This is a genomic window from Pseudomonas sp. 22526 (genome assembly GCF_052044735.1).
Classification (GTDB): Bacteria; Pseudomonadota; Gammaproteobacteria; order Pseudomonadales; family Pseudomonadaceae; genus Aquipseudomonas; species Aquipseudomonas piscium.
The window spans coordinates 206,788-229,435 of record NZ_JBQENK010000002.1 but is presented as its reverse complement, the minus strand read 5'-3'; the positions used below and the strand labels follow the sequence as shown (position 1 = coordinate 229,435).

Below are 22,648 nucleotides of genomic sequence, written 5' to 3'. Positions count from 1 at the left end.
TACGCCGCTTGACCCCATAAAAAGCCAACACGGGTCAACAGCGCCTCATAAGGGTGCGGCAGGACTCAAGCTCCGACACAACAAGAGCAAAACTGGAGGTTTGAATGAAGATGTTGAAATCCACCCTGGCTGTCGTCACGGCCGCCGCGGCTCTGGGCATGAGCGGCTTCGCACAGGCGGGTGCGACCCTGGATGCCGTGCAGAAGAAAGGTTTCGTGCAGTGCGGTGTGAGCGACGGTCTGCCGGGCTTCTCGGTACCGGACGCCACCGGCAAGATCCTCGGCATCGACGCCGACGTCTGCCGCGCCGTGGCCGCCGCGGTATTCGGCGACGCGACCAAAGTGAAATTCAGCCAGTTGAATGCCAAGGAGCGCTTCACCGCGCTGCAATCGGGCGAGATCGACGTACTGTCGCGCAACACCACCTGGACCAGCTCCCGCGATTCGGGCATGGGCCTGGTGTTCGCCGGCGTGACCTACTACGACGGCATCGGCTTTTTGGTGAACAACAAGCTGGGCGTGAAGAGCGCCAAGGAACTGGACGGCGCGACCATCTGCATTCAGGCCGGTACCACCACCGAGCTGAACGTGTCCGACTACTTCCGTGGCAACGGCCTGAAATACACCCCGATCACCTTCGACACCTCCGATGAAAGTGCCAAGTCGCTGGAATCCGGCCGTTGCGACGTGCTGACCTCCGACAAGTCCCAGCTCTACGCACAGCGCAGCAAGCTGGCGACCCCGACCGACTACGTCGTGCTGCCGGAAACCATCTCCAAGGAGCCCCTGGGCCCGGTGGTGCGTAAAGGCGACGAAGAGTGGTTCAGCATCGTCAAGTGGACCCTGTTCGCCATGCTCAATGCCGAAGAGGCCGGCATCACCTCGAAAAACGTCGAGGCCGAAGCCAAGTCCACCAAGAACCCGGACGTCGCTCGTCTGCTGGGCGCCGACGGTGAATACGGCAAGGACCTGAAGCTGCCGAAGGACTGGGTAGTACAGATCGTCAAGCAAGTCGGCAACTACGGTGAAGTGTTCGAGAAGAACCTCGGCAAGAGCACTCCACTGGCCATCGACCGCGGCCTGAATGCGCTGTGGAACAACGGCGGCATTCAATACGCACCACCTGTGCGCTGATGGTTCTATCACCCGGTGGGCCAACCACCGGGTGATGTTCTGTTCCATTATTCCTGGGGCACTTCATGCAAAATTCAATCGGCGCACCAAAGCAGAGGCTCAGTCTCAGCGATCCACGAGTGCGTGCGTGGTTATTCCAGATCGTCACGATTGTCGCGGTGATCTCGCTGGGCTGGTTCCTGTTCAACAACACTCAAACCAACCTCGCGCACCGGGGGATTACTTCCGGTTTCGACTTTCTCGAGCGCAGCGCCGGCTTCGGCATCGCTCAGCACCTGATCTCCTACACCGAAGCGGACAGCTATGCCCGGGTGTTCGTGATCGGCCTGCTCAACACCCTGCTGGTCACCTTCATCGGCGTGATCCTGGCGACCATCCTCGGTTTCATCATCGGTGTGGCGCGTCTGTCGCAGAACTGGATCATCAGCAAACTGGCGACCGTGTATGTGGAAGTGTTCCGCAACATTCCGCCGCTGCTGCAAATCCTGTTCTGGTATTTCGCGGTGTTTCTGACCATGCCGGGGCCGCGTAACAGCCACAACTTCGGTGACACCTTCTACGTCAGCAGCCGCGGCCTGAACATGCCGGCGGCCCTGGTGGCCGACGGCTTCTGGGCGTTCGTGATCAGCATAGTGGTGGCCATCGTCGCCGTCGTGCTGATGAGCCGCTGGGCCACCAAGCGCTTCGAAGAAACCGGCGTGCCGTTCCACAAGTTCTGGGTCGGCCTGGGCCTGTTCCTGGCGATCCCGGCGCTGTGCACGCTGGTTTTCGGCGCTCCGGTGCATTGGGAAATGCCGGAACTCAAGGGCTTCAACTTCGTCGGCGGCTGGGTGCTGATTCCGGAACTGCTGGCCCTGACCCTGGCCCTGACCGTCTACACCGCGGCGTTCATCGCCGAGATCGTGCGTTCGGGGATCAAGTCGGTGAGCCATGGCCAGACCGAGGCGGCCCGTTCCCTCGGCCTGCGCAACGGTCCGACCCTGCGCAAGGTGATCATCCCGCAAGCCTTGCGAGTGATCATTCCGCCGCTGACCAGCCAATACCTGAACCTGGCGAAGAACTCGTCCCTGGCGGCCGGTATCGGCTACCCGGAAATGGTTTCGCTGTTCGCCGGTACCGTGCTCAACCAGACCGGCCAGGCCATCGAAGTCATTGCCATCACCATGAGCGTGTACCTGGCGATCAGCATCAGCATTTCCTTGCTGATGAACTGGTACAACAAGCGCATTGCGCTGATCGAGCGGTGAGGAAACGCGCATGAGCACTCATACTTTCAAACCCGACATGCCACCACCGAGCAGCAGCATCGGGATAGTGGCGTGGATGCGGGAACACATGTTCTCCAGTTGGATCAACACCCTGCTGACCCTGTTCGCCTTCTACCTGATCTACCTGGTGGTGCCGCCGATCCTCAGCTGGGCGATCTTCGACGCCAACTGGGTGGGCACCACCCGTGCCGACTGCACCCAGTCAGGCGCCTGCTGGGTGTTCATCCAGCAGCGCTTTGGCCAGTTCATGTACGGCTACTACCCGGTGGACCTGCGCTGGCGCGTGGACCTGACCGTGTGGCTGGCGGTGATTGGCGTGGCGCCCTTGTTCATCGCCCGGGTTCCGCACAAGGCCATCTATGGCCTGAGCTTCCTGGTGTTGTACCCGATCATTGCCTACAGCCTGCTGCACGGTGGTTATTTCGGCCTGAGCAACGTGGCGACCAGTCAATGGGGCGGCCTGATGCTGACCCTGGTGATCGCCACTGTCGGCATCGTCGGCGCCTTGCCGCTGGGCATCGTGCTGGCATTGGGACGGCGCTCGAACATGCCGGCGATTCGGGTGGTCTGCGTGACCTTCATCGAGTTCTGGCGTGGCGTGCCGTTGATCACCGTGCTGTTCATGTCCTCGGTGATGCTGCCGTTGTTCCTGCCTGAAGGCATGAACTTCGACAAGCTGCTGCGGGCGCTGATCGGGGTGATCCTGTTCCAGTCGGCCTACATCGCCGAAGTGGTGCGCGGCGGTCTGCAGGCGATTCCCAAGGGCCAGTACGAAGCGGCCGCGGCCATGGGCCTGGGCTACTGGCGCAGCATGGGCCTGGTGATCCTGCCGCAAGCCCTGAAGCTGGTGATTCCCGGCATCGTCAACACCTTCATCGCCCTGTTCAAGGACACCAGCCTGGTGATCATCATCGGCCTGTTCGACCTGCTCAACAGCGTGAAACAAGCCGCCGCCGACCCGAAATGGCTGGGTATGGCCACCGAAGGTTATGTCTTCGCGGCCCTGGTGTTCTGGATTTTCTGTTTTGGTATGTCCCGCTACTCCATGCATCTGGAGCGTAAGTTGGACACAGGCCACAAGCGTTAGGAGTATCTCCATGAGTGAAGCGATCAAAAAGCCTGTGGGCCCTGAAGGCATTATTCAGATGCAGGGCGTGAACAAGTGGTACGGCCAGTTCCACGTGCTCAAGGACATCAACCTCAACGTCAAGCAGGGCGAGCGCATCGTCCTGTGCGGGCCTTCGGGCTCGGGCAAGTCCACCACCATCCGCTGCCTGAACCGCCTGGAAGAACACCAGCAGGGCCGCATCGTGGTCGATGGCGTGGAGCTGACCAACGACCTCAAGCAGATCGAAGCGATCCGCCGTGAAGTCGGCATGGTGTTCCAGCACTTCAACCTGTTCCCACACCTGACCATTCTGCAGAACTGCACCCTGGCGCCGATGTGGGTCCGCAAGATGCCCAAGCGCAAGGCCGAGGAAATCGCCATGCATTACCTGGAGCGCGTGCGCATTCCGGAGCAGGCGAACAAGTACCCGGGCCAGCTCTCCGGCGGCCAGCAGCAGCGTGTGGCGATTGCCCGGGCGCTGTGCATGAAGCCGAAGATCATGCTGTTCGACGAACCGACGTCGGCCCTCGACCCGGAGATGGTGAAAGAGGTGCTGGACACCATGATCGGCCTGGCCGAAGACGGCATGACCATGCTCTGCGTGACCCACGAAATGGGCTTCGCCCGTACCGTGGCCAACCGGGTGATCTTCATGGACAAGGGCGAAATCGTCGAACAGGCGGCGCCGAACGACTTCTTCGACAACCCGCAGAACGAGCGGACCAAGCTGTTCCTGAGCCAGATCCTGCACTGATCCAGGCATTGGCTTGAAAATGAACCCGGCCTGGCGCCGGGTTTATTTTTGCCCGGCGTTCATGAAGTCGCGAGACGCAGGTCGGGCTCGCTTGCCGCTGGCTGTGACTCCTGCTGCGCGCTGAGGGCATGCACCTCGGCCATCAATTCGGGATGACGATCGAGCAGGCGCATCAGCATGAACAGCGGCTGGGGCGGGGCGACCTCGCCGCGTTCGTAGCGGGAGAAGGCGTTATGCCCGCCGCCGGAGAGCAGCTTCACCGCCTCCTTCTGCGAGAGGTGCAGCTTGCGGCGGATGCGCTTCATCTCGCTGGCCATGAACTGCCGGCAGTCCTCCAGCAACTGGTCGCCGGCGCTGGCGTAGCGTTCGGCGCTGGCCGCGTCGAACTCGACTTCCCCACAGGCCTGGCACTCCCAGCCATCAAGGCCGTCGACCTGCCGCAGCATGTGCTTGTAATCGATCAGCTCGCTGCGATTGTTGAACGGCTGCATGCCGGCCGGGGCACCGCAACTGACGCATTGTCTTTGCTTCATGGGTGTTTCTCCTTGAAGGAGATCACTGGGGGACCGCCGCCGGGGCGGTACGTGACTTTGATGTACAGCTCCACGGAATCGACGTGGGTGTAATACACGTCCTGCCAGATTCGCTGATCGAGATAACTGGTCATCGACTTGCAGAGCATTTTCCCTTGCAGCCCGGCAATCACCTGCTGCATGTCCCGGCAGGTCAAACCGAGGTGCCGGCCGCTGACCAGGGCGGTTCGGGTAAAGGCTGCTGCCCCTAGCCGCGCGACATCCGCCTGGATCACCGACAGGTCGTAATGAGGTGTGTGCTTTTCCATAAGACACCTGGAGTTGAGATGAAATTACCCTTAAAGGGTTTTTTTGGCAATCGGATTTCCTTTCCGTTTGCTACCTGCGTGCACCGGCTTTGTTGTTCACCCACGCGAAGCTGACTAATATGCCAAAAAAATTCATCCGATGATTGGATGAAAAGGCGACTGCATATGACAGAAATTTCTCCTTTGATTAAACGCTCCCTGGTCGATCAGGCCCTGGAACAGCTGCGCCAGCGCATCAATGACGGTGCATGGAGCATCGGCCAGCGCCTGCCGACCGAGCCGGAGCTGGCGGCGGAGCTGGGCATCAGCCGCAATACCGTGCGCGAGGCCATGCGGGTCCTGGCGTTTTCCGGCCTGGTGGAGATTCGCCAGGGCGACGGCAGTTACCTGCGCGCGCTGGTCGATCCGCTGGACACCCTCAAGGCCCTGTCCCAATGCTCCCTGGAGCAGGCGCGCGAAACCCGGCAGATCATCGAGACGGAGGCCATCGGCCTGGCGGCCCTGCGACGTACCGACCAGGACCTGCTGGAATTGCGCGAAGCCCTGGCCCGCAGCGGCGATCACTATCACGGCGATCTGGAGAGCTATATCGCCTGTGACCTGGTGTTTCACGGGCGCCTGGTGGACGCCGCGCATAACCCCACCCTCAGCGAGCTGTACCGCTATTTCTCCAGCGTGGTCGGCGCGCAATTGCGCCAGACCCTGAGTATCAATCCCCGGCGCCAGGCCGTGTTCGATCTGCACATCGACCTGCTGGATGCCGTCGAGCAGCGCGACCCGGAGCGGGCCAAGGCCATTTCCCGGCAATTGATCAATGAACCTTGAGACCGAGAGCACCATGTCCAGCCACCAGGCCAATAACCCGCCACCTATAGCTGTCCCTCGACGCGAGGCCGAGCTCGAAGAACTGCTGATCGACGCCGAGGCCGACGATGCCGAGGTCCAGCAGAGCCACCCGGCCCCACGCCGCCCGTGGCTGTTGCTGCTGGGGCTGATCCTGGTGGCGCTGAACCTGCGCCCGGCGCTGTCGAGCATGGCGCCGCTGCTCAGCGAGGTGTCGCGCAGCCTCGGGCTGTCGGCGGCCCAGGCCGGCCTGCTGACCACCTTGCCGGTGCTCTGCCTGGGGCTGTTCGCGCCCCTGGCCCCGGTGCTGGCGCGGCGCTTCGGTGCCGAGCGGGTGGTGCTCGGCATCCTGTTGACGCTGGCGTGCGGGATCATCCTGCGCAGTTCCCTGGGGGACGTCGGGCTGTTCGCCGGTAGCATCCTCGGTGGCGCCAGCATCGGGGTGATCGGGGTGTTGCTGCCGGGCATCGTCAAGCGCGACTTCGCCAAGCACGCGGGCACCATGACCGGGGTCTACACCATGGCCCTGTGCCTGGGCGCGGCGATGGCCGCCGGGGCGACCGTGCCCTTGAGCCAGCACTTCGATAACAGCTGGGCGCTGGGCCTCGGCTTCTGGGTGCTGCCGGCGCTGGCGGCGGCGCTGTTCTGGCTGCCCCAGGTCGGCAAGCGGCAGGGCGCGCACCATGTGGCCTATCGGGTGCGCGGCTTGCTGCGCGATCCGCTGGCCTGGCAAGTGACGCTGTACATGGGCCTGCAATCCTCGCTGGCCTACATCGTGTTCGGCTGGCTGCCGTCGATTCTTATCGGCCGTGGCCTGAGCCCGACCCAGGCCGGGCTGGTGCTGTCCGGCTCGGTGATCGTCCAGCTCGCCAGTTCGCTGGCCGCGCCCTGGCTCGCAACGCGAGGCAAGGACCAGCGCCTGGCGATCGTGGTGGTGATGCTGCTCACCCTCGGCGGCCTGTTCGGCTGCCTGTATGCCCCGATCGACGGCCTGTGGGGCTGGGCGATCCTGCTGGGCGTGGGGCAGGGCGGCACCTTCAGCCTGGCGCTGACCCTGATCGTTTTGCGTTCGAAGGACGCCCATGTGGCCGCCAACCTGTCGAGCATGGCCCAGGGCATCGGCTATACCCTGGCCTCCATGGGCCCGTTCGCGGTCGGCCTGGTGCATGACTGGACCGGTGGCTGGACCGCCCTGGGCTGGATTTTCGCGGTGATCGGCCTGGGAGCCATAGTCGCCGGCCTGGGCGCCGGGCGTTCGCGCTACGTGCAGGTCGAAAGCGAAAAAATCTGATCCGTCCCACTGTCGGTATTTGCGCGGCGAATGCCGATAGTGTTTCCCGGGTTTGCAGACTATCGTGCAGGCATCTTTCCCTGAGTCGGAGCCTGTTTCATGAGTGACGCCCACCGCGCCTTGATCACTGAGTTCTACAGCGCCTTCCAGCGCCTGGATGCCGAGGCCATGGCCGCCTGCTACACCGAGGATGTGCTGTTCAGTGATCCGGCGTTCGGCGAACTGCGCGGCCGCGATGCCGGTGACATGTGGCGCATGCTCACCACCCGGGCCAAGGACTTCTCCCTGACCTTCGACAAGGTCCGTGCCGACGAGCGCAGCGGCGAAGCCCACTGGGTGGCGACTTACCTGTTCAGCCAGACCGGCCATACTGTGGTCAACGATATCCAGGCGCGTTTCGTGTTCCGTGACGGCAAGATCTGCGAGCACCACGATCATTTCAATATGTGGCGCTGGGCCCGCCAGGCCCTGGGCACCAAGGGCCTGATCCTCGGCTGGACCCCGCTGCTGAAAAACGCCGTGCGCGCCCAGGCCCGCAAAGGCCTGAAAGCCTTCCAGGCCGGCCGCTGAATCCTTGCCTCTGGTAAGATCGCGGCTTGTTATCCACAAGCCGCGAACCCCGTGACCCGCCCCAGCCAATCCTCCGCCAGCGATTCCGAACCTGTACCCGTGGTGAGCAAACCCTGGTTCGTCTACCTGGTGCGCGCCGCCAACGGCGCCTTGTACTGCGGCATCAGCGACGACCCGGTCAAGCGTTTTGCCAAGCACCAGAGCGGCAAGGGCGCGCGCTTCTTCCTCTCCAGCCCGGCCGTCGCGCTGGTCTACACCGAAGCCTGCCGCGACAAGAGCGAAGCCCTGCGCCAGGAACGGCTGATCAAGAAACTCCGGAAAAGTGCCAAGGAATGCCTGGTGGCCTCGGCCGTCGTGGCTTATCAAGCTGACTGATAGGTTGCCATCAGGCAGATCGGTGGGCTGTCAGGAGTTTGCGCGCTAAGCTGGTTCTTCCTACTTATCCGGTGGAACCCCAGCATGTCAGAATTGATTCTGCATCATTACCCGACCTCTCCTTTCGCGGAAAAAGCCCGGCTGTTGCTGGGTTTCAAGGGCTTGTCCTGGCGTTCGGTGAAGATCTCGCCGGTGATGCCCAAGCCCGATCTCACCGCGCTCACTGGCGGTTACCGCAAGACCCCGGTGTTGCAGGTCGGCGCCGATATCTATTGCGACACGGCACTGATCGCCCGACGCCTGGAGCAGGAAAAGGCCTCGCCGGCACTGTTTCCCGAAGGCCGGGAAATGGTCAGCGCGACCTTCGCGGCCTGGGCCGATTCGGTGGTCTTCCAGCATGCGGTGAGCCTGGTGTTCCAGCCGGAGTCGGCGGCCGTGCGTTTCGGCCATTTGCCGCCGGAAGCGGTCAAGGCCTTCATGGCCGACCGCGCCGGGCTGTTCAGCGGCGGCAGTTCCACCCGGGTGTCGCTGGAGTTGGCCAAGCATCAATGGCCGACGCTGATGGCGCGCCTGGAGCAGCAGTTGCAGCGCGAGGAGGGCGACTTCCTGTTCGGCGATCCGTCGATTGCCGACTTCGCCATGGCCCACCCCCTGTGGTTTCTCAAGGGTACGCCGGTGACCGCACCGCTGGTGGACGCCTATCCGGCGGTGGCGGCGTGGCTGGCCCGGGTGCTGGGTTTCGGCCATGGCGCTTCGAGTGCCATGACCTCCGAAGAGGCGCTGGAAGTGGCGCGCAGGGCTATACCGGCAGCCTTGCCGGATGAAGTCTTCATCGATCCGAACGGTTTCCAGTCTGGCCAGCGGGTGCGGATTGCGGCGACCGACTATGGCGTCGATCCGGTAGAGGGGGAGCTGCTGTTCGCCGGGCGCGAGGAGTTGATCCTGCGTCGCGAAGACCCTCGCGGCGGGTTGGTGCATGTGCACTTCCCGCGTCTGGGCTTTCGCATCGAAGCGCAATGACCCTCGTAGGAGCGAAGCTTGCTCGCGATGAAGGATAACGCGGTGTCTCAGGCACTTCGCGTTGCTGCCATCGCGAGTACGCTTCGTTCCTATAGCGGGTGGGGGGATTCCAGGGCGGCGAGGATGCCGTCCGGATCGTAGGTTCGGATCAGCGTGCCATTCACATCGAGGATCGGAATCCCTCGTCCACCCAGGGCTTCATAAGCCTTGCGCGCCTCGGCATCTTTCTCGATATCGAACTCGCGAAAGGCAATGCCCTTCTGATCGAGAAAGCGCCGGGTGGCCTTGCAGTAGCCGCACCAGTCGGTGGCGTAGAGCACCACCCGGGCATTGGCCCGGACCTGCTCCGAGGCAACCTGCGAGGGGTTGAACAGGCGCTCGAGCTTGCCCCAGTTCTGGTACGCCACGACCACCAGCAGGATCAGCAGGAACTTCTTCAGCACGCCCTGCAGCATCAGTTACGGCGCTTGAGCTGATCGGTCAGTTGGGTCGGCAGGCCCTTGATGATCAGGGTCCCGGCTTCTTCGTCATACTCGATCTTCGAGCCCAGCAGGTGCGCCTCGAAGCTGATGGACAGGCCTTCGGCGCGGCCGGTGAAGCGGCGGAACTGGTTGAGGGTGCGCTTGTCCGCCGGGATCTCCGGCGACAGGCCGTAGTCCTTGTTGCGGATGTGATCGTAGAACGCCTTGGGGCGGTCCTCGTCGATCAGCTCCGAGAGCTCTTCCAGGCCCACGGGTTCGCCGAGCTTGGCCTGGCTGCTGGCGTAGTCCACCAGGGCCTTGGTCTTTTCCCGGGCGGAGTCTTCCGGCAGGTCTTCGCTTTCGACGAAATCGCTGAACGCCTTGAGCAGGGTACGGGTCTCGCCCGGGCCGTCGACGCCTTCCTGGCAGCCGATGAAGTCGCGGAAGTACTCCGAGACTTTCTTGCCGTTCTTGCCCTTGATGAAGGAGATGTACTGTTTCGACTGCTTGTTGTTCTGCCACTCGGAGACGTTGATCCGCGCGGCCAGGTGCAGCTGGCCCAGGTCCAGGTGGCGGGACGGGGTCACGTCCAGCTCGTCGGTCACCGCCACGCCTTCGCTGTGGTGCAGCAGGGCGATGGCCAGGTAGTCGGTCATGCCTTGCTGGTAGTGGGCGAACAGCACATGGCCGCCGACCGACAGGTTGGATTCTTCCATCAGCTTTTGCAGGTGCTCGACCGCGACGCGGCTGAAGGCGGTGAAGTCCTGGCCGCCCTCGAGGTATTCCTTCAGCCAGCCGCTGAAGGGAAACGCGCCGGACTCCGGGTGGAACAGTCCCCAGGCTTTGCCTTGCTTGGCGTTATAGCTTTCGTTGAGATCGGCGAGCATGTTCTCGATGGCCGCGGATTCAGCCAGTTCGGAATCGCGGGCGTGCAGGACTGCGGGTGTGCCGTCGGGTTTTTTGTCGATCAGGTGGACGATGCAATGGCGGATCGGCATGGGCTTCTCGGCTGGTTGGCGGGAGAGGGCGTGGCTCCCTGAAAAAGTGCCCAGTGTACCGCACCTGCTGGTTTTGGCGCTGTTTGAAGGGGGGGGAAGGCGGCCTGGGTCAAGCTTATGCATTTTTTTACGGATTTAGAGCAATAAAGCTGACCAAATGGCTAGGTAGAGGCGGATATTTCCCCGTCTCTGTGCTAGTTTTGCCCCGTCTTACGCGATGTCTCGGCGTTAAGCGTGCATTCAGCATTTGTCAGGTCGAACCAAACCCTGATTTCGGTATCTATAACCCCGATCTTTCGTGGTTGTGACCGGGGTGCCAGATCCACAAGATCTGGCTCGATGGCTGACACTGCACTCATGCAATCCAAATGAATTTGATAGGGAAGGAACACCACAATGGCTATTACTAAAGACCAACTGATCGCTGATATCGCTGAAGCTATCGACGCGCCGAAAACCACCGCGCGTAACGCTCTGGACCAACTGGCCCAAATCGTTGCTGATCAATTGGAAAATGGCGGCGAAATCACTCTGCCAGGTATCGGCAAACTGAAAGTGACCGAGCGTCCTGCCCGTACTGGCCGTAACCCATCGACTGGCGCTGCCATCGAAATCGCTGCCAAGAAAGTTATCAAGCTGGTTGTGGCTAAAGGCCTGACCGACTCGATCAACAAGTAAGACTGCAGTAAGACCGTGCCTCGGAACACTTCCGGGCACGGTTTTTAGGCTTTGAGAGCACAACGATTTACGCAAGGTAAATCGCCGTTTTTCCCCTCGCATCTATCCCTTCTGAACCCAACGCTCCTGGCGCCAGGCCTGTTGCTGTGCCTTGTCCTTGAAGGTCCAGGCGACGAAGCGGCTCTGTTTCTGCCCCTGTGACATCTCCACCACCTGGCTCTCCAGCGCCCCGGCCTTTTTCAGCGCGGCCTGAATCGCCGGCAGGTTCGAGGCTTTCGACACCAGGGTGCTGAACCACAACACCTGTTGCGCCACCTGGGCGCTTTCGCCGATCAGTTGGGTCACGAAGCGCGCTTCGCCACCCTCGCACCACAACTCCGCCGCCTGGCCGCCAAAGTTCAGCACCGGCAGCTTACGCTTGGGATCGGCCTTGCCCAGGGCTCGCCATTTGCGCTGGCTGCCGCGGGTGGCTTCCTCCAGGGAGGCATGGAACGGCGGATTGCACAGGGTCAGGTCGAAGCGCTCGTCGCTTTCCAGCAGCCCCAGCAGGATCTGCTTGCGGTTGGCTTGCTGGCGCAGGCCGATGGCCTTGTTCAGGCCGTTGGCCTGGACGATGGCCCTGGCGGCGGCGAGGGCGGTGGTGTCGATGTCGGAACCGAGGAACTGCCAGCGGTAATCGGAGTGGCCGATCAGCGGGTAGATGCAGTTGGCGCCGACCCCGATGTCCAGCACCCGCACTGCCGCGCCGCGGGGAATTACACCTTCGTTATGCGCGGCCAGCAGGTCGGCGAGGAAGTGCAGGTAATCGGCGCGACCGGGTACCGGGGGGCAGAGGAAGTCGGCCGGAATGTCCCAATGGGCGATGCCGTAGAAGGCTTTGAGCAACGCCCGGTTGAACACCCGCACCGCCGCTGGATTAGCGAAATCGATGCTCTCCTTGCCGTAAGGGTTGATGATCACGAAAGCCCCCAGCTCCGGGGTGCTCTTGATCAGCTGTGGAAAGTCGTAGCGGCCTTGATGGCGATTGCGCGGGTGCAGGCTGGCCTTTTCCCGTGGCGCGACGGCCTTGGCCGGGGCAGCGGGTTGAGGCTTTTTGCGCGGAGTTTTGGGAGGGCGGGGGGCGGTCATGGGCGAAATCGGTTCGGGTATGGCTCAAAGTGGCGGGCATTGTCCCATATCTGCCCGGGCCGCGTGGCCTCTGTAGGAGCGAGGCTTGCCCGCGAAGCGTTATCCCTGGCACACCGCGTTATCCTTTATCGCCAGCAAGCTGCGCTCCTACAGAGGCATAAGCTTTCGGTCGGGCACAAAAAAGGGAGCCCTTTGCAGGGCTCCCTTTTTCTTACCGCTCGAATCGCCGTTACAGGCTGGAGATCCGTGCGTGCTGCTCGGCCAGCTTGCCCAGAGCCTGTTCGGCTTCGGCCAGTTTGGCGCGTTCCTTGTCGATCACTTCGGCCGGGGCCTTGTCGACGAAGGCGGCGTTGGACAGCTTGCCGCCGACCCGCTGCACTTCGCCTTGCAGGCGCTGGATTTCCTTGTCCAGGCGCGCCAGTTCGGCGCCCTTGTCGATCAGGCCGGCCATCGGCACCAGCACTTCCATCTCGCCGACCAGGGCGGTGGCGGACAGCGGTGCTTCGTCGCCGGCTTGCAGCACGGTGATCGATTCGAGTTTGGCCAGCTTCCTCAGCAGGGTCTCGTTTTCGCTCAGGCGGCGCTGGTCTTCGACGCTGGCGTTCTTCAGGAACAACGCCAGTGGCTTGCCCGGGCCGATGTTCATTTCGGCGCGGATGTTACGGGTGCCGAGCATCAGGCCCTTGAGCCATTCGATGTCGTCTTCGGCGGCCTGGTCGATGCGTGCTTCATTGGCCACCGGCCAGGGTTGCAGCATGATGGTCTTGCCCTGGATACCGGCCAGCGGCGCCAGGCGCTGCCAGATTTCTTCGGTGATGAACGGCATGAACGGATGGGCCAGGCGCAGTGCCACTTCCAGTACGCGCACCAGGGTGCGACGGGTGCCGCGCTGGCGCTCGACCGGCGCGTTTTCGTCCCACAGTACCGGCTTGGACAACTCCAGGTACCAGTCGCAGTACTGGTTCCAGATGAACTCGTACAGCGCCTGGGCTGCCAGGTCGAAGCGGAACTGGTCCAGTTGACGGGTCACTTCGGCTTCGGTGCGTTGCAGCTGGGAAATGATCCAGCGATCGGCCAGCGACAGCTCGTAGGCTTCGCCGTTCTGACCGCAGTCTTCGCCCTTGTCCAGCACGTAGCGCGCGGCGTTCCAGATCTTGTTGCAGAAGTTGCGATAGCCTTCGACGCGGCCCATGTCGAACTTGATGTCGCGACCGGTGGAAGCCAGCGAGCAGAAGGTGAAGCGCAGGGCGTCGGTGCCGTAGCTGGCGATGCCGTCGGCGAACTCCTGGCGGGTCTGCTTCTCGATCTTCTTCGCCAGTTGCGGCTGCATCATGCCGGTGGTGCGTTTCTGCACCAGGGCTTCGAGCTCGATGCCGTCGATGATGTCCAGCGGGTCCAGGACGTTGCCCTTGGACTTGGACATCTTCTGGCCCTGGCCGTCGCGTACCAGGCCGTGTACGTACACGGTCTTGAACGGAACCTGGGGTGTGCCGTCTTCGTTCTTCACCAGGTGCATGGTGAGCATGATCATCCGGGCGACCCAGAAGAAAATGATGTCGAAACCGGTCACCAGCACGTCGGTCGGGTGGAAGGTCTTGAGGAACTCGGTCTGTTCCGGCCAGCCCAGGGTGGAGAAGGTCCACAGGCCCGAGCTGAACCAGGTGTCGAGGACGTCGTTGTCCTGTTGCAGTGCAACCTCAGGGCCGAGGTTGTGCTTGGCGCGCACTTCGGCTTCGTCGCGGCCGACATAGACCTTGCCCGACTCGTCGTACCAGGCCGGGATGCGGTGGCCCCACCACAGCTGGCGGCTGATGCACCAGTCCTGGATATCGCGCATCCAGGAGAAGTACATGTTTTCGTACTGTTTTGGCACGAAGGCGATGCGGCCGTCTTCCACGGCGGCAATGGCCGGCTCGGCCAGGGGCTTGGTGGAGACGTACCATTGGTCGGTCAGCCACGGCTCGATGATGGTGCCGGAACGGTCGCCTTTCGGCACTTTCAGGGCATGGTCGTCAACGCTGACCAACAGGCCGGCGGCGTCGAACGCGGCAACGATTTCCTTGCGCGCCTGGAAACGATTGAGACCGGCGAATTCGGCCGGGATCTTACCGTCGATGCTTTCGTTCAGCGTGCCGTCCAGGTTGAACACCTGGGCAGCCGGCAGCACTTCGGCGTTCTTGTCGAAGATGTTCAGCAGCGGCAGGTTGTGACGCTTGCCGACTTCGTAGTCGTTGAAGTCGTGGGCCGGGGTGATCTTCACGCAGCCGGTGCCGAATTCAGGGTCGCAGTAGTCGTCGGCGATGATCGGGATGCGACGGCCCACCAGCGGCAGCTCGACGAACTTGCCGATCAGCGCCTTGTAGCGTTCATCGTTCGGGTTAACGGCCACGGCGGAGTCGCCGAGCATGGTTTCCGGGCGAGTGGTGGCGACGATCAGGTAGTCCAGGCCTTCAGCGCTCTTGGCGCCGTCGGCCAGCGGGTAGCGCAGGTTCCACAGTGAGCCATTTTCGTCGTGGTTTTCCACTTCGAGGTCGGAGATCGCGGTGTGCAGCTTGGTGTCCCAGTTGACCAGACGCTTGCCGCGGTAGATCAGGCCGTCTTCGTGCAGGCGCACGAAGGCTTCTTTAACGGCTTCGGAAAGACCGTCGTCCATGGTGAAGCGCTCGCGGCTCCAGTCCACGGACGAGCCCAGGCGGCGGATCTGACGGCTGATGTTGCCGCCGGACTGATCCTTCCACTCCCAGACTTTCTCGAGGAATTTTTCCCGGCCCAGATCGTGACGATTCTGGCCCTGGGCTTCGATCTGACGCTCCACCAGCATCTGGGTGGCGATACCGGCGTGGTCGGTACCCGGCTGCCACAGGGTGTTGCGGCCCTGCATGCGGCGGAAGCGGATCAAGGCATCCATGATCGCGTTGTTGAAGCCATGGCCCATGTGCAGGCTGCCAGTGACGTTCGGTGGCGGAATCATGATGGTGTACGAGTCGCCCGCGCCTTGCGGGGCGAAGTAATTCTCTGACTCCCAGGTCTGGTACCAGGAAGTTTCAATGGCGTGCGGCTGGTAGGTCTTATCCATGCGCGGCGGGACCCTATTGGCATTTATTCAGGAAAAGCCGGGAAGTATAGCGGGGATGAACCGATGCGCGTAGAGCGAGCTGACGGCGGGAGGGCGAAAAGTGCTCGATGAACGGGGATTTTTGCTTGGCGTCAGGGCGTTCGCGGGCAAGTCAGGTTCCCACAGGCACGTGATGACCTGTAGGAGCGAGGCTTGCCCGCGAAAAAAAAGGGCATGGATCAGGCGTCGTACTGGCTCAGCAGGCGATCCATTCGCGCGTCGAGGCGGCGCTTGATCTCGGTTTCGATGTGCGGGGCGAAGTCGTCGATCACGTCTTGCATGATCAGTTGCGCGGCGGCGCGCAGTTCGCTGTCCAGGTGCAGCAGGGCATCCTGGCTCTTGGGCGCGGGGGCGGGCGCTGGTTTCGGTGCCGGTGCCGGGGCTGGAGCGGCCACTACGGGAGCAGGTTGCGGTTCGACCACTGGAGCGGGGGCCGGTTGTGGTTCTGCCGGCGTCTCTTCGAGGGTTTCGACGGCAGGCTTGCCGCCGACCATATCGAACAGCAGTGGAATCTGCACTTCGCCGTCGACGGTTTCGGTCAGCAGCGGAGGTTGCAGGTCGTCATCGCCGAGCAGTTGGCGGATGGACTCGAGGTCATCCAGCAGGTGCGCGGACTTTTGCAGCGGTTTGGGAGTGTCCATCGATGGCTCAGAGTCGCTGTAAACGGTGATCTTGCAGAGGATAGCCCTGTTCGCGGTAGAAACGGAAACTCTCGCGAGCGGCCTGGCGAATAGCCGGGTCTTCCACCACCACTTCGGCAATGCGGGCAAAACGCTGGGCAAATGCCGGGACTTTCAGGTCCAGGTTGACCAGCAGGTCATGGTGCTCGCCGGGGTCGTCGCCCAGGCCGAGAACGATCAGGCCATCCGGCTCGCTTTCGGCGGGACCATGGGGCACGAAGGTTTCGCCCTTGAAACGCCACAACCGGGCATCGAGCTCATCGCGCTGGGCCGCGTCGCTGCAATGCAGGTAGATGCGGTGCCCCATGCGCCAGGCCTTGTCGGTGAGCTTGCAGGCGAAGTCCAGGCGCGCCGAAGGATCCGCGCTGGGAAGGATATAGAAGTCGACTTTGGTCATTGCGGTTCCTGAACCCGGGAGTGNCACCCCGAGGTCATAGGTTTCAGGCTTTGGCTCGGTCCAGCAGGTACTGGGTCAGCAGGGGCACCGGGCGGCCAGTGGCGCCCTTGTCCTTGCCGCCGCTGGTCCAGGCGGTACCGGCGATATCCAGGTGCGCCCAGTTGTACTGCTTGGTGAAGCGCGACAGGAAGCAGGCAGCGGTGATGGTGCCGGCTTTCGGGCCGCCGATGTTGGCGATGTCGGCGAACGGGCTGTCCAGCTGTTCCTGGTACTCGTCGAACAGCGGCAGTTGCCAGGCACGGTCGTCAGCCTGGACGCCAGCGCTCAGCAACTGGCCGATCAGTTCGTCGTTGTTGCCCAGGAGGCCCGAAGTATGGGAACCGAGGGCGACCACGCAGGCACCGGTCAGGGTGGCGATGTCGATCACCGCCTGTGGCTTGAAGCGCTCGGCGTAGGTCAGGGCATCGCACAGCACCAGGCGGCCTTCGGCGTCGGTGTTGAGGATCTCCACGGTCTGGCCGCTCATGGTGGTGACGATGTCGCCCGGACGCGAAGCGGTGCCGCTCGGCATGTTCTCGGCGCAGGCCAGGATGCACACCAGGTTGATCGGCAGCTTGAGTTCCAGCACGGCACGCAGGGTGCCGAACACGCTGGCGGCGCCACCCATGTCGTACTTCATTTCATCCATGCCGGCGCCAGGCTTGAGGCTGATGCCGCCGGTGTCGAAGGTGATGCCCTTGCCGACCAGGGTGTACGGCTTCTCGGATTTCTTGCCGCCGTTGTATTGCATGACGATCAGGCGTGGCGGCTGGGCGCTGCCCTGGCCCACGGCATAGAACGAGCCCATGCCCAGTTCCTTGATCTTCTTCTCGTCGAAGACTTCGACTTTCAGGGCCTTGAATTCCTTGCCCAGGGCCTTGGCCTGTTCGCCTAGGAAGGTCGGGTGGCAGATGTTCGGCGGCAGGTTGCCCAGGTCGCGGGTGAACGCCATGCCGTTGGCGATGGCCTTGGCGTGGGCCACGGCGCGCTCGACTTCGGCCTGCGCGGCCTTGATGGTCAGCAGGGTGATTTTCTTCAGGGCGCGGGGTTCGGCCTTCTGGCTCTTGAACTGGTCGAAGCTGTATTCGCCGTCCACCAGGGTTTCAGCCAGCAGGCGGGTCTTGCCGTAGCTGTCGCGGCCCTTGACCACGATTTCGTCCAGCGCCAGTGCCGCATCGCTGCCGCCCAGGCCCTTGAGGGTATTGAGGATGCCGCTGACGATCTTGCGGAACGGGCGGTCGCCCAGTTCGGCGTCCTTGCCGGTGCCGACCAGCAGGACACGTTCGGCCTTCAGGTTGGGCAGGGCGTGCAACAGCAGGCTCTGGCCGACCTTGCCGTCCAGGTCGCCGCGCTTGAGTACCGCGCTGATGGCGCCGCCACTGAGCTCGTCGAGTTGTTTGGCAACGCTGCCGAGCTTGCGGCCTTCGCCGACGGCGACCACCAGGGTGGCGGTCTTCAACGTTTCCGGGCTAACGCTTTTTACAACCAGTTCCATGTCCGGGTCCCTGAATTAATGGTCAAAGAGCGCAGGGCCGATGCCGTGCGCCAGGCTTGTCATGTATGCAGCTTTTATTAAGAGAAGAGGCGTCGGCAGTGGCCAACGACAGGGCCGCCAGTTTGAACCCGCCCGGTCGAGGCTGACAACCCTCCCATGAGCGAACTTCGCCGCTTTAGAGGCCTGCGTGAGCATGCGCAGTGACAGGCGCATGCAATCACAGGATAATGCGCCATCTTTTTCGGCGGCTCGGCTTCACGGGCCGTGTTTGCTTGTTTGGCCGCCTTAGCCTGACAACCCTGGAGTGTCTGGTTTGATCGTCTTCCGTTATCTATCCCGCGAAGTGTTGGTGACCCTGAGCGCCGTGAGCGCTGTGCTGCTGGTCATCATCATGAGCGGACGTTTCGTCAAATACCTCGCGCAAGCGGCCTCGGGCGCACTGGACCCGGGTTCGCTGTTCCTGATCATGGGGGTCCGGATGCCGGGCTTCCTGCAGCTGATCCTGCCCCTGGGCCTGTTTCTCGGCATCCTGCTGGCCTATGGCCGTCTCTATCTTGAAAGCGAGATGACCGTGCTTTCGGCCACCGGCATGAGTCAGCGGCGCCTGCTGGGCATGACCATGATCCCGGCGACCCTGGTCGCGCTGGTCGTGGCCTGGCTGAGCCTGAGCCTGGCGCCCCAGGGGGCCAACCAGTTCCAGCTGATCCTCAACAAGCAGGATGCGCTGACCGAATTCGACACCCTGGTACCGGGCCGTTTCCAGGCCCTCAACGACGGTACGCGGGTGACTTACACCGAACAGCTGTCCGATGACCGGGCCAACCTCGGTGGGGTGTTCATTTCGGAAAAGCGCCTGAGCCAGGACAAGAAGGACCGGGGCATTTCGGTGCTGGTGGCAGAGAAGGGGCACCAGGACATTCGTCCGGACGGCAACCGCTACCTGATCCTGGAAAACGGTTATCGCTACGATGGTAACCCGGGCCAGGCCGATTACCGGGTCATCAAGTACGACACCTACGGCGTATTGCTGGCCAAGCCGGACGTCAGCGACGAAGTCACCGACCGCGACGCCATGCCGACCCGCGACCTGATCGGCAACCCGGACCTGCGCGCCCATGCCGAGCTGCAATGGCGTATTTCCCTGCCGCTGCTGGTGTTTGTCGTGACCCTGATGGCGGTGCCGCTGTCCCGGGTCAACCCGCGCCAGGGCCGCTTCCTCAAACTGCTGCCGGCGATTCTTCTTTATATGGCTTACCTGACCATCCTGATCGCGGCCCGCGGCTCGCTGGAAAAGGGCAAGCTGCCGCAGGCGCTGGGCCTGTGGTGGGTGCACGGACTGTTTCTATTGATTGGCCTCGGATTGCTGTACTGGGAACCCTTGCGTCTGAAACTGGCGAGCCGCCGCAGCATGAAGGAGGTGGCTCGTGGTTAAGCTCGATCGCTACATAGGTAACAGTGTCCTGCTGGCCATTCTGGCGGTACTGGGGATCATTCTCGGCCTGGCGTCGCTGTTTGCTTTCATCGACGAGATGGGCACTGTCAGCGACAGCTACACCGTGATGAATGTGTTGAGCTTCGTGGTCATGACGGCGCCTCGCCGGCTCTACGAAATGCTGCCGATGGCGGCCCTGATCGGCTGCCTGATCGGTCTGGGCAGCCTGGCCAGCAACAGCGAGCTGACCATCATGCGCGCCGCCGGTGTGTCCATCGGGCGGATCGTCTGGGCAGTGATGAAGCCAATGCTGTTCCTGATGGTGGCCGGCGTGCTGATCGGCGAGTACGTCGCTCCCGCCACGGAAAGCCAGGCACAGGCCAGTCGCGCGCTGGCCCAGGGTTCGGGCGATGCGCAAAGTTCCAAGCGCGGTCTGTGGCACCGTCAGGGTGAGGAGTTCATCCACATCAACGCGGTGCAGCCCAACGGCCTGCTGTATGGCGTGACCCGTTATCACTTCGACGACCAGCGGCACATGCTGTCCTCGAGCTTCGCCCGCCAGGCCCGCTTCGAAGAGAGCTACTGGCAGCTGAGCGACGTCACCACCACCTATTTCCGTGAAGGCCACACCGAAGTCATCAACGTCCCTCAGGAACGTTGGGACGTGGCCTTGAGCCCGCAATTGCTGAGCACTGTGGTGATGGCGCCGGAATCCCTGTCGATCAGCGGCCTGTGGGGCTACATCCACTACCTGGCCGACCAGGGCCTGAACAACGGTCGCTACTGGCTGGCGTTTTGGGTCAAGGTGCTGCAACCGCTGGTCACCGCGGCCCTGGTATTGATGGCGATCTCGTTCATTTTCGGTCCGTTGCGTTCCGTGACGCTCGGCCAGCGGGTGTTCACTGGCGTGCTGGTGGGGTTCACCTTTCGTATCGCCCAGGACCTGCTGGGCCCGTCGAGCCTGGTATTCGGTTTCTCGCCGCTGTTCGCGGTGCTGGTTCCCGCCGGGATCTGCGCCCTGGCCGGGTTCTGGCTGCTGCGCCGGGCCGGCTGACCGGCGCCAATGACGCCACTGGCAAGAGAAACGCCCCTGTCGAAAGACCGGGGCGTTTTGCGTTTATGCACCACTGACAGGCGAACGTGACGCTTGCGTCGTCTATCAGGTACAATTCCCGGCTATTTTTCGGCGGGCTATGCCTGCAGCCTTTTTGAGTGTTGATCCGTGAGTGATTTGAGTCATATCCGCAATTTCTCCATCATCGCCCACATTGACCATGGCAAGTCGACTCTGGCCGATCGCTTCATCCAGATGTGCGGCGGCCTGGCCGAGCGCGAAATGGAAGCCCAGGTTCTGGACTCCATGGACCTTGAGCGTGAACGCGGGATCACCATCAAGGCCCACAGCGTTACCCTCTATTACAAAGCTCGCGACGGCATCACCTACCAGCTGAACTTCATCGACACCCCGGGCCACGTGGACTTCACCTATGAAGTCAGCCGCTCGCTGGCAGCCTGTGAAGGCGCCTTGCTGGTGGTCGACGCTGGCCAGGGCGTGGAAGCGCAGTCGGTCGCCAACTGCTACACCGCCATCGAGCAGGGCCTGGAGGTCATGCCGGTACTGAACAAGATCGACCTGCCGCAGGCCGATCCGGACCGGGTCAAGGAAGAGATCGAGAAGATCATCGGTATCGATGCCACCGACGCCGTGACCTGCAGCGCCAAGACCGGCCTGGGTGTCGACGAGGTGCTGGAGCGCCTGGTAACCACCATTCCCGCGCCGACCGGCAACATCGAGGATCCGCTGCAAGCCTTGATCATCGACTCCTGGTTCGACAACTACCTGGGCGTCGTGTCCCTGGTTCGCGTGCGCCATGGCCGCGTGAAGAAGGGCGACAAGATCCTGGTGAAGTCCACCGGCAAGGTCCACCTGGTGGACAGCGTCGGTGTATTCAACCCGAAACACACCGCCACCGCCGACCTGAAGGCCGGTGAAGTAGGCTTCATCATCGCCGGCATCAAGGACATTCATGGTGCGCCGGTAGGTGACACCCTGACCCTGAGCTCGACCCCCGACGTCGAAGTGCTGCCCGGCTTCAAGCGCATTCAGCCGCAGGTCTACGCCGGCCTGTTCCCGGTCAGCTCCGACGACTTCGAGGACTTCCGCGAAGCCCTGCAAAAGCTCACGCTGAACGACTCTTCGCTGCAATACACCCCGGAAAGCTCCGACGCCCTGGGCTTCGGCTTCCGTTGCGGCTTCCTCGGCATGCTGCACATGGAAATCATCCAGGAGCGCCTGGAGCGCGAATACGACCTGGACCTGATCACCACGGCGCCGACGGTGATTTTCGAGCTGCAACTGAAGAATGGTGAGACGATCTACGTCGATAACCCGTCGAAGTTGCCGGATCTGTCGTCCATCGAAGACATGCGCGAGCCGATCGTGCGGGCCAATATTCTTGTGCCGCAGGAGCACCTGGGTAACGTCATTACCCTGTGCATCGAGAAACGCGGCATACAGCACGACATGCTGTTCCTCGGCAGCCAGGTCCAGGTGACCTACGACCTGCCGATGAACGAAGTGGTCCTGGACTTCTTCGACCGCCTCAAATCCACCAGTCGTGGCTATGCTTCGCTGGATTATCATTTCGATCGCTACCAATCGGCTAATCTGGTCAAGCTGGATGTGCTGATCAACGGTGAGAAAGTCGACGCCCTGGCATTGATCGTGCACCGTGACAACGCGCACTACAAAGGGCGTGCGTTGACCGAGAAGATGAAGGAACTGATTCCTCGGCAGATGTTCGACGTGGCAATCCAGGCCGCCATTGGCGGGCAGATTGTGGCGCGGACAACCGTCAAGGCGCTCAGAAAGAACGTACTGGCCAAATGCTACGGTGGTGACGTTAGCCGTAAGCGCAAGCTGTTGGAAAAGCAGAAGGCCGGTAAGAAACGCATGAAGCAAGTGGGTAACGTGGAAATTCCACAAGAAGCCTTCCTTGCCGTGCTCAGGTTGGATAGTTAG

At 62.3% G+C, this 22,648-nt stretch carries 22 protein-coding genes; 13 read left to right on the top strand and 9 right to left on the bottom strand.

The genetic code is table 11. The features are described from left to right. Positions 1-104 precede the first annotated feature (104 nt). From ACTJKT_RS03425 to ACTJKT_RS03410, 4 genes are all read left to right on the top strand, one after another. Positions 105-1,133 (top strand): amino acid ABC transporter substrate-binding protein, encoded by a 1,029-nt coding sequence (locus ACTJKT_RS03425; protein WP_440786188.1) that lies wholly within the window; start codon positions 105-107, stop codon positions 1,131-1,133. Positions 1,134-1,198: 65 nt separating this feature from the next. Continuing rightward, positions 1,199-2,380 (top strand): amino acid ABC transporter permease, encoded by a 1,182-nt coding sequence (locus tag ACTJKT_RS03420; protein ID WP_440786187.1) that lies wholly within the window; start codon positions 1,199-1,201, stop codon positions 2,378-2,380. Between the two features lie 10 nt (positions 2,381-2,390). Next, complete coding sequence (locus ACTJKT_RS03415; RefSeq protein WP_440786186.1) at positions 2,391-3,488, top strand: amino acid ABC transporter permease; 1,098 nt, start codon at positions 2,391-2,393, stop codon at positions 3,486-3,488. A 10-nt stretch (positions 3,489-3,498) separates the two neighbouring features. Beyond that, a complete protein-coding gene (locus ACTJKT_RS03410; RefSeq protein WP_009047107.1) occupies positions 3,499-4,263 on the top strand; it encodes an amino acid ABC transporter ATP-binding protein in 765 nt (254 codons plus the stop codon). Between the two features lie 59 nt (positions 4,264-4,322). Here the strand turns inward: ACTJKT_RS03410 and ACTJKT_RS03405 are convergent, their stop codons facing one another. Continuing rightward, positions 4,323-4,796, bottom strand: a complete 474-nt coding sequence (locus ACTJKT_RS03405; RefSeq protein ID WP_440786185.1) for a type II toxin-antitoxin system MqsA family antitoxin — start codon at positions 4,794-4,796, stop codon at positions 4,323-4,325. After that, a complete protein-coding gene (locus ACTJKT_RS03400; RefSeq protein ID WP_440786184.1) occupies positions 4,793-5,104 on the bottom strand; it encodes a type II toxin-antitoxin system MqsR family toxin in 312 nt (103 codons plus the stop codon). The genes ACTJKT_RS03405 and ACTJKT_RS03400 overlap by 4 nt, the downstream gene beginning before the upstream one ends. A 165-nt stretch (positions 5,105-5,269) precedes the next feature. Between ACTJKT_RS03400 and ACTJKT_RS03395 the strand changes: the two genes are divergently transcribed. The 5 genes from ACTJKT_RS03395 (at position 5,270) to ACTJKT_RS03375 (ending at position 9,203) form a co-directional block, all read left to right on the top strand. Beyond that, the gene (locus ACTJKT_RS03395; RefSeq protein ID WP_440786183.1) at positions 5,270-5,929 is read left to right on the top strand and encodes a FadR/GntR family transcriptional regulator; all 660 of its coding nucleotides are present in this window, start codon (positions 5,270-5,272) and stop codon (positions 5,927-5,929) included. Further along, on the top strand, positions 5,919-7,238 hold the full coding sequence (locus ACTJKT_RS03390; protein ID WP_440786182.1) for a CynX/NimT family MFS transporter: 1,320 nt from the start codon (positions 5,919-5,921) through the stop codon (positions 7,236-7,238). The genes ACTJKT_RS03395 and ACTJKT_RS03390 overlap by 11 nt, the downstream gene beginning before the upstream one ends. Positions 7,239-7,337: 99 nt before the next feature. Continuing rightward, entirely contained in the window at positions 7,338-7,808 is a 471-nt protein-coding gene (locus tag ACTJKT_RS03385) for a nuclear transport factor 2 family protein (RefSeq protein ID WP_440786181.1), read from the top strand. A 51-nt stretch (positions 7,809-7,859) separates the two neighbouring features. Then, the gene (locus tag ACTJKT_RS03380; protein WP_440786180.1) at positions 7,860-8,183 is read left to right on the top strand and encodes a GIY-YIG nuclease family protein; all 324 of its coding nucleotides are present in this window, start codon (positions 7,860-7,862) and stop codon (positions 8,181-8,183) included. Positions 8,184-8,267: 84 nt separating this feature from the next. After that, on the top strand, positions 8,268-9,203 hold the full coding sequence (locus ACTJKT_RS03375; RefSeq protein ID WP_440786179.1) for a glutathione S-transferase family protein: 936 nt from the start codon (positions 8,268-8,270) through the stop codon (positions 9,201-9,203). A gap of 89 nt (positions 9,204-9,292) precedes the next feature. Here the strand turns inward: ACTJKT_RS03375 and ACTJKT_RS03370 are convergent, their stop codons facing one another. Both ACTJKT_RS03370 and yejK read right to left on the bottom strand, forming a co-directional pair. Continuing rightward, the gene (locus ACTJKT_RS03370) at positions 9,293-9,658 is read right to left on the bottom strand and encodes a glutaredoxin family protein (protein ID WP_440786178.1); all 366 of its coding nucleotides are present in this window, start codon (positions 9,656-9,658) and stop codon (positions 9,293-9,295) included. Beyond that, positions 9,658-10,662, bottom strand: a complete 1,005-nt coding sequence (gene yejK, locus ACTJKT_RS03365; RefSeq protein ID WP_440786177.1) for a nucleoid-associated protein YejK — start codon at positions 10,660-10,662, stop codon at positions 9,658-9,660. Before yejK ends, ACTJKT_RS03370 begins: the two co-directional genes overlap by 1 nt. Positions 10,663-11,058: 396 nt before the next feature. Between yejK and ACTJKT_RS03360 the strand changes: the two genes are divergently transcribed. Continuing rightward, on the top strand, positions 11,059-11,340 hold the full coding sequence (locus tag ACTJKT_RS03360) for an HU family DNA-binding protein (protein WP_007932138.1): 282 nt from the start codon (positions 11,059-11,061) through the stop codon (positions 11,338-11,340). A gap of 102 nt (positions 11,341-11,442) precedes the next feature. Here ACTJKT_RS03360 and rlmF read toward each other — a convergent pair whose 3' ends face one another. The 5 genes from rlmF to ACTJKT_RS03335 form a co-directional block, all read right to left on the bottom strand. Further along, on the bottom strand, positions 11,443-12,468 hold the full coding sequence (rlmF, locus tag ACTJKT_RS03355) for a 23S rRNA (adenine(1618)-N(6))-methyltransferase RlmF (RefSeq protein WP_440786176.1): 1,026 nt from the start codon (positions 12,466-12,468) through the stop codon (positions 11,443-11,445). A 229-nt stretch (positions 12,469-12,697) separates the two neighbouring features. Continuing rightward, entirely contained in the window at positions 12,698-15,544 is a 2,847-nt protein-coding gene (locus tag ACTJKT_RS03350; protein ID WP_440786175.1) for a valine--tRNA ligase, read from the bottom strand. 218 nt (positions 15,545-15,762) lie between these two features. Further along, positions 15,763-16,224 (bottom strand): DNA polymerase III subunit chi, encoded by a 462-nt coding sequence (locus tag ACTJKT_RS03345; protein ID WP_440786174.1) that lies wholly within the window; start codon positions 16,222-16,224, stop codon positions 15,763-15,765. 7 nt (positions 16,225-16,231) lie between these two features. Further along, positions 16,232-16,660, bottom strand: coding sequence for a DNA polymerase III subunit chi (locus ACTJKT_RS03340; RefSeq protein ID WP_440786173.1), 429 nt, complete (start codon positions 16,658-16,660; stop codon positions 16,232-16,234). A 43-nt stretch (positions 16,661-16,703) separates the two neighbouring features. After that, positions 16,704-18,194 carry a leucyl aminopeptidase gene (locus tag ACTJKT_RS03335; RefSeq protein ID WP_025806534.1) on the bottom strand — a complete coding sequence of 497 codons (1,491 nt, stop codon included), beginning with the start codon at positions 18,192-18,194 and terminating at the stop codon, positions 16,704-16,706. A gap of 313 nt (positions 18,195-18,507) precedes the next feature. On the opposite strand from ACTJKT_RS03335, the gene lptF reads away from it, so the two are divergent. The 3 genes from lptF (at position 18,508) to lepA (ending at position 22,648) form a co-directional block, all read left to right on the top strand. Further along, the gene (lptF, locus tag ACTJKT_RS03330; protein WP_025806535.1) at positions 18,508-19,626 is read left to right on the top strand and encodes an LPS export ABC transporter permease LptF; all 1,119 of its coding nucleotides are present in this window, start codon (positions 18,508-18,510) and stop codon (positions 19,624-19,626) included. Further along, complete coding sequence (lptG, locus tag ACTJKT_RS03325) at positions 19,619-20,680, top strand: LPS export ABC transporter permease LptG (RefSeq protein ID WP_440786172.1); 1,062 nt, start codon at positions 19,619-19,621, stop codon at positions 20,678-20,680. The genes lptF and lptG overlap by 8 nt, the downstream gene beginning before the upstream one ends. A 168-nt stretch (positions 20,681-20,848) precedes the next feature. After that, positions 20,849-22,648, top strand: coding sequence for a translation elongation factor 4 (lepA, locus tag ACTJKT_RS03320; RefSeq protein WP_440786171.1), 1,800 nt, complete (start codon positions 20,849-20,851; stop codon positions 22,646-22,648).

Excerpts from the sequence above, each read along its gene's own strand:
- ACTJKT_RS03335 (WP_025806534.1), bottom strand. The coding sequence starts at position 18,194 with ATGGAACTGGTTGTAAAAAGCGTTAGCCCGGAAACGTTGAAGACCGCC.
- ACTJKT_RS03385 (WP_440786181.1), top strand. The coding sequence starts at position 7,338 with ATGAGTGACGCCCACCGCGCCTTGATCACTGAGTTCTACAGCGCCTTC.
- ACTJKT_RS03350 (WP_440786175.1), bottom strand. The coding sequence starts at position 15,544 with ATGGATAAGACCTACCAGCCGCACGCCATTGAAACTTCCTGGTACCAG.
- ACTJKT_RS03375 (WP_440786179.1), top strand. The coding sequence starts at position 8,268 with ATGTCAGAATTGATTCTGCATCATTACCCGACCTCTCCTTTCGCGGAA.
- ACTJKT_RS03420 (WP_440786187.1), top strand. The coding sequence starts at position 1,199 with ATGCAAAATTCAATCGGCGCACCAAAGCAGAGGCTCAGTCTCAGCGAT.
- ACTJKT_RS03410 (WP_009047107.1), top strand. The coding sequence starts at position 3,499 with ATGAGTGAAGCGATCAAAAAGCCTGTGGGCCCTGAAGGCATTATTCAG.
- ACTJKT_RS03360 (WP_007932138.1), top strand. The coding sequence starts at position 11,059 with ATGGCTATTACTAAAGACCAACTGATCGCTGATATCGCTGAAGCTATC.
- ACTJKT_RS03345 (WP_440786174.1), bottom strand. The coding sequence starts at position 16,224 with ATGGACACTCCCAAACCGCTGCAAAAGTCCGCGCACCTGCTGGATGAC.
- ACTJKT_RS03425 (WP_440786188.1), top strand. The coding sequence starts at position 105 with ATGAAGATGTTGAAATCCACCCTGGCTGTCGTCACGGCCGCCGCGGCT.
- ACTJKT_RS03340 (WP_440786173.1), bottom strand. The coding sequence starts at position 16,660 with ATGACCAAAGTCGACTTCTATATCCTTCCCAGCGCGGATCCTTCGGCG.
- yejK (WP_440786177.1), bottom strand. The coding sequence starts at position 10,662 with ATGCCGATCCGCCATTGCATCGTCCACCTGATCGACAAAAAACCCGAC.
- ACTJKT_RS03370 (WP_440786178.1), bottom strand. The coding sequence starts at position 9,658 with ATGCTGCAGGGCGTGCTGAAGAAGTTCCTGCTGATCCTGCTGGTGGTC.
- ACTJKT_RS03415 (WP_440786186.1), top strand. The coding sequence starts at position 2,391 with ATGAGCACTCATACTTTCAAACCCGACATGCCACCACCGAGCAGCAGC.
- ACTJKT_RS03395 (WP_440786183.1), top strand. The coding sequence starts at position 5,270 with ATGACAGAAATTTCTCCTTTGATTAAACGCTCCCTGGTCGATCAGGCC.
- ACTJKT_RS03390 (WP_440786182.1), top strand. The coding sequence starts at position 5,919 with ATGAACCTTGAGACCGAGAGCACCATGTCCAGCCACCAGGCCAATAAC.
- ACTJKT_RS03400 (WP_440786184.1), bottom strand. The coding sequence starts at position 5,104 with ATGGAAAAGCACACACCTCATTACGACCTGTCGGTGATCCAGGCGGAT.
- rlmF (WP_440786176.1), bottom strand. The coding sequence starts at position 12,468 with ATGACCGCCCCCCGCCCTCCCAAAACTCCGCGCAAAAAGCCTCAACCC.
- ACTJKT_RS03405 (WP_440786185.1), bottom strand. The coding sequence starts at position 4,796 with ATGAAGCAAAGACAATGCGTCAGTTGCGGTGCCCCGGCCGGCATGCAG.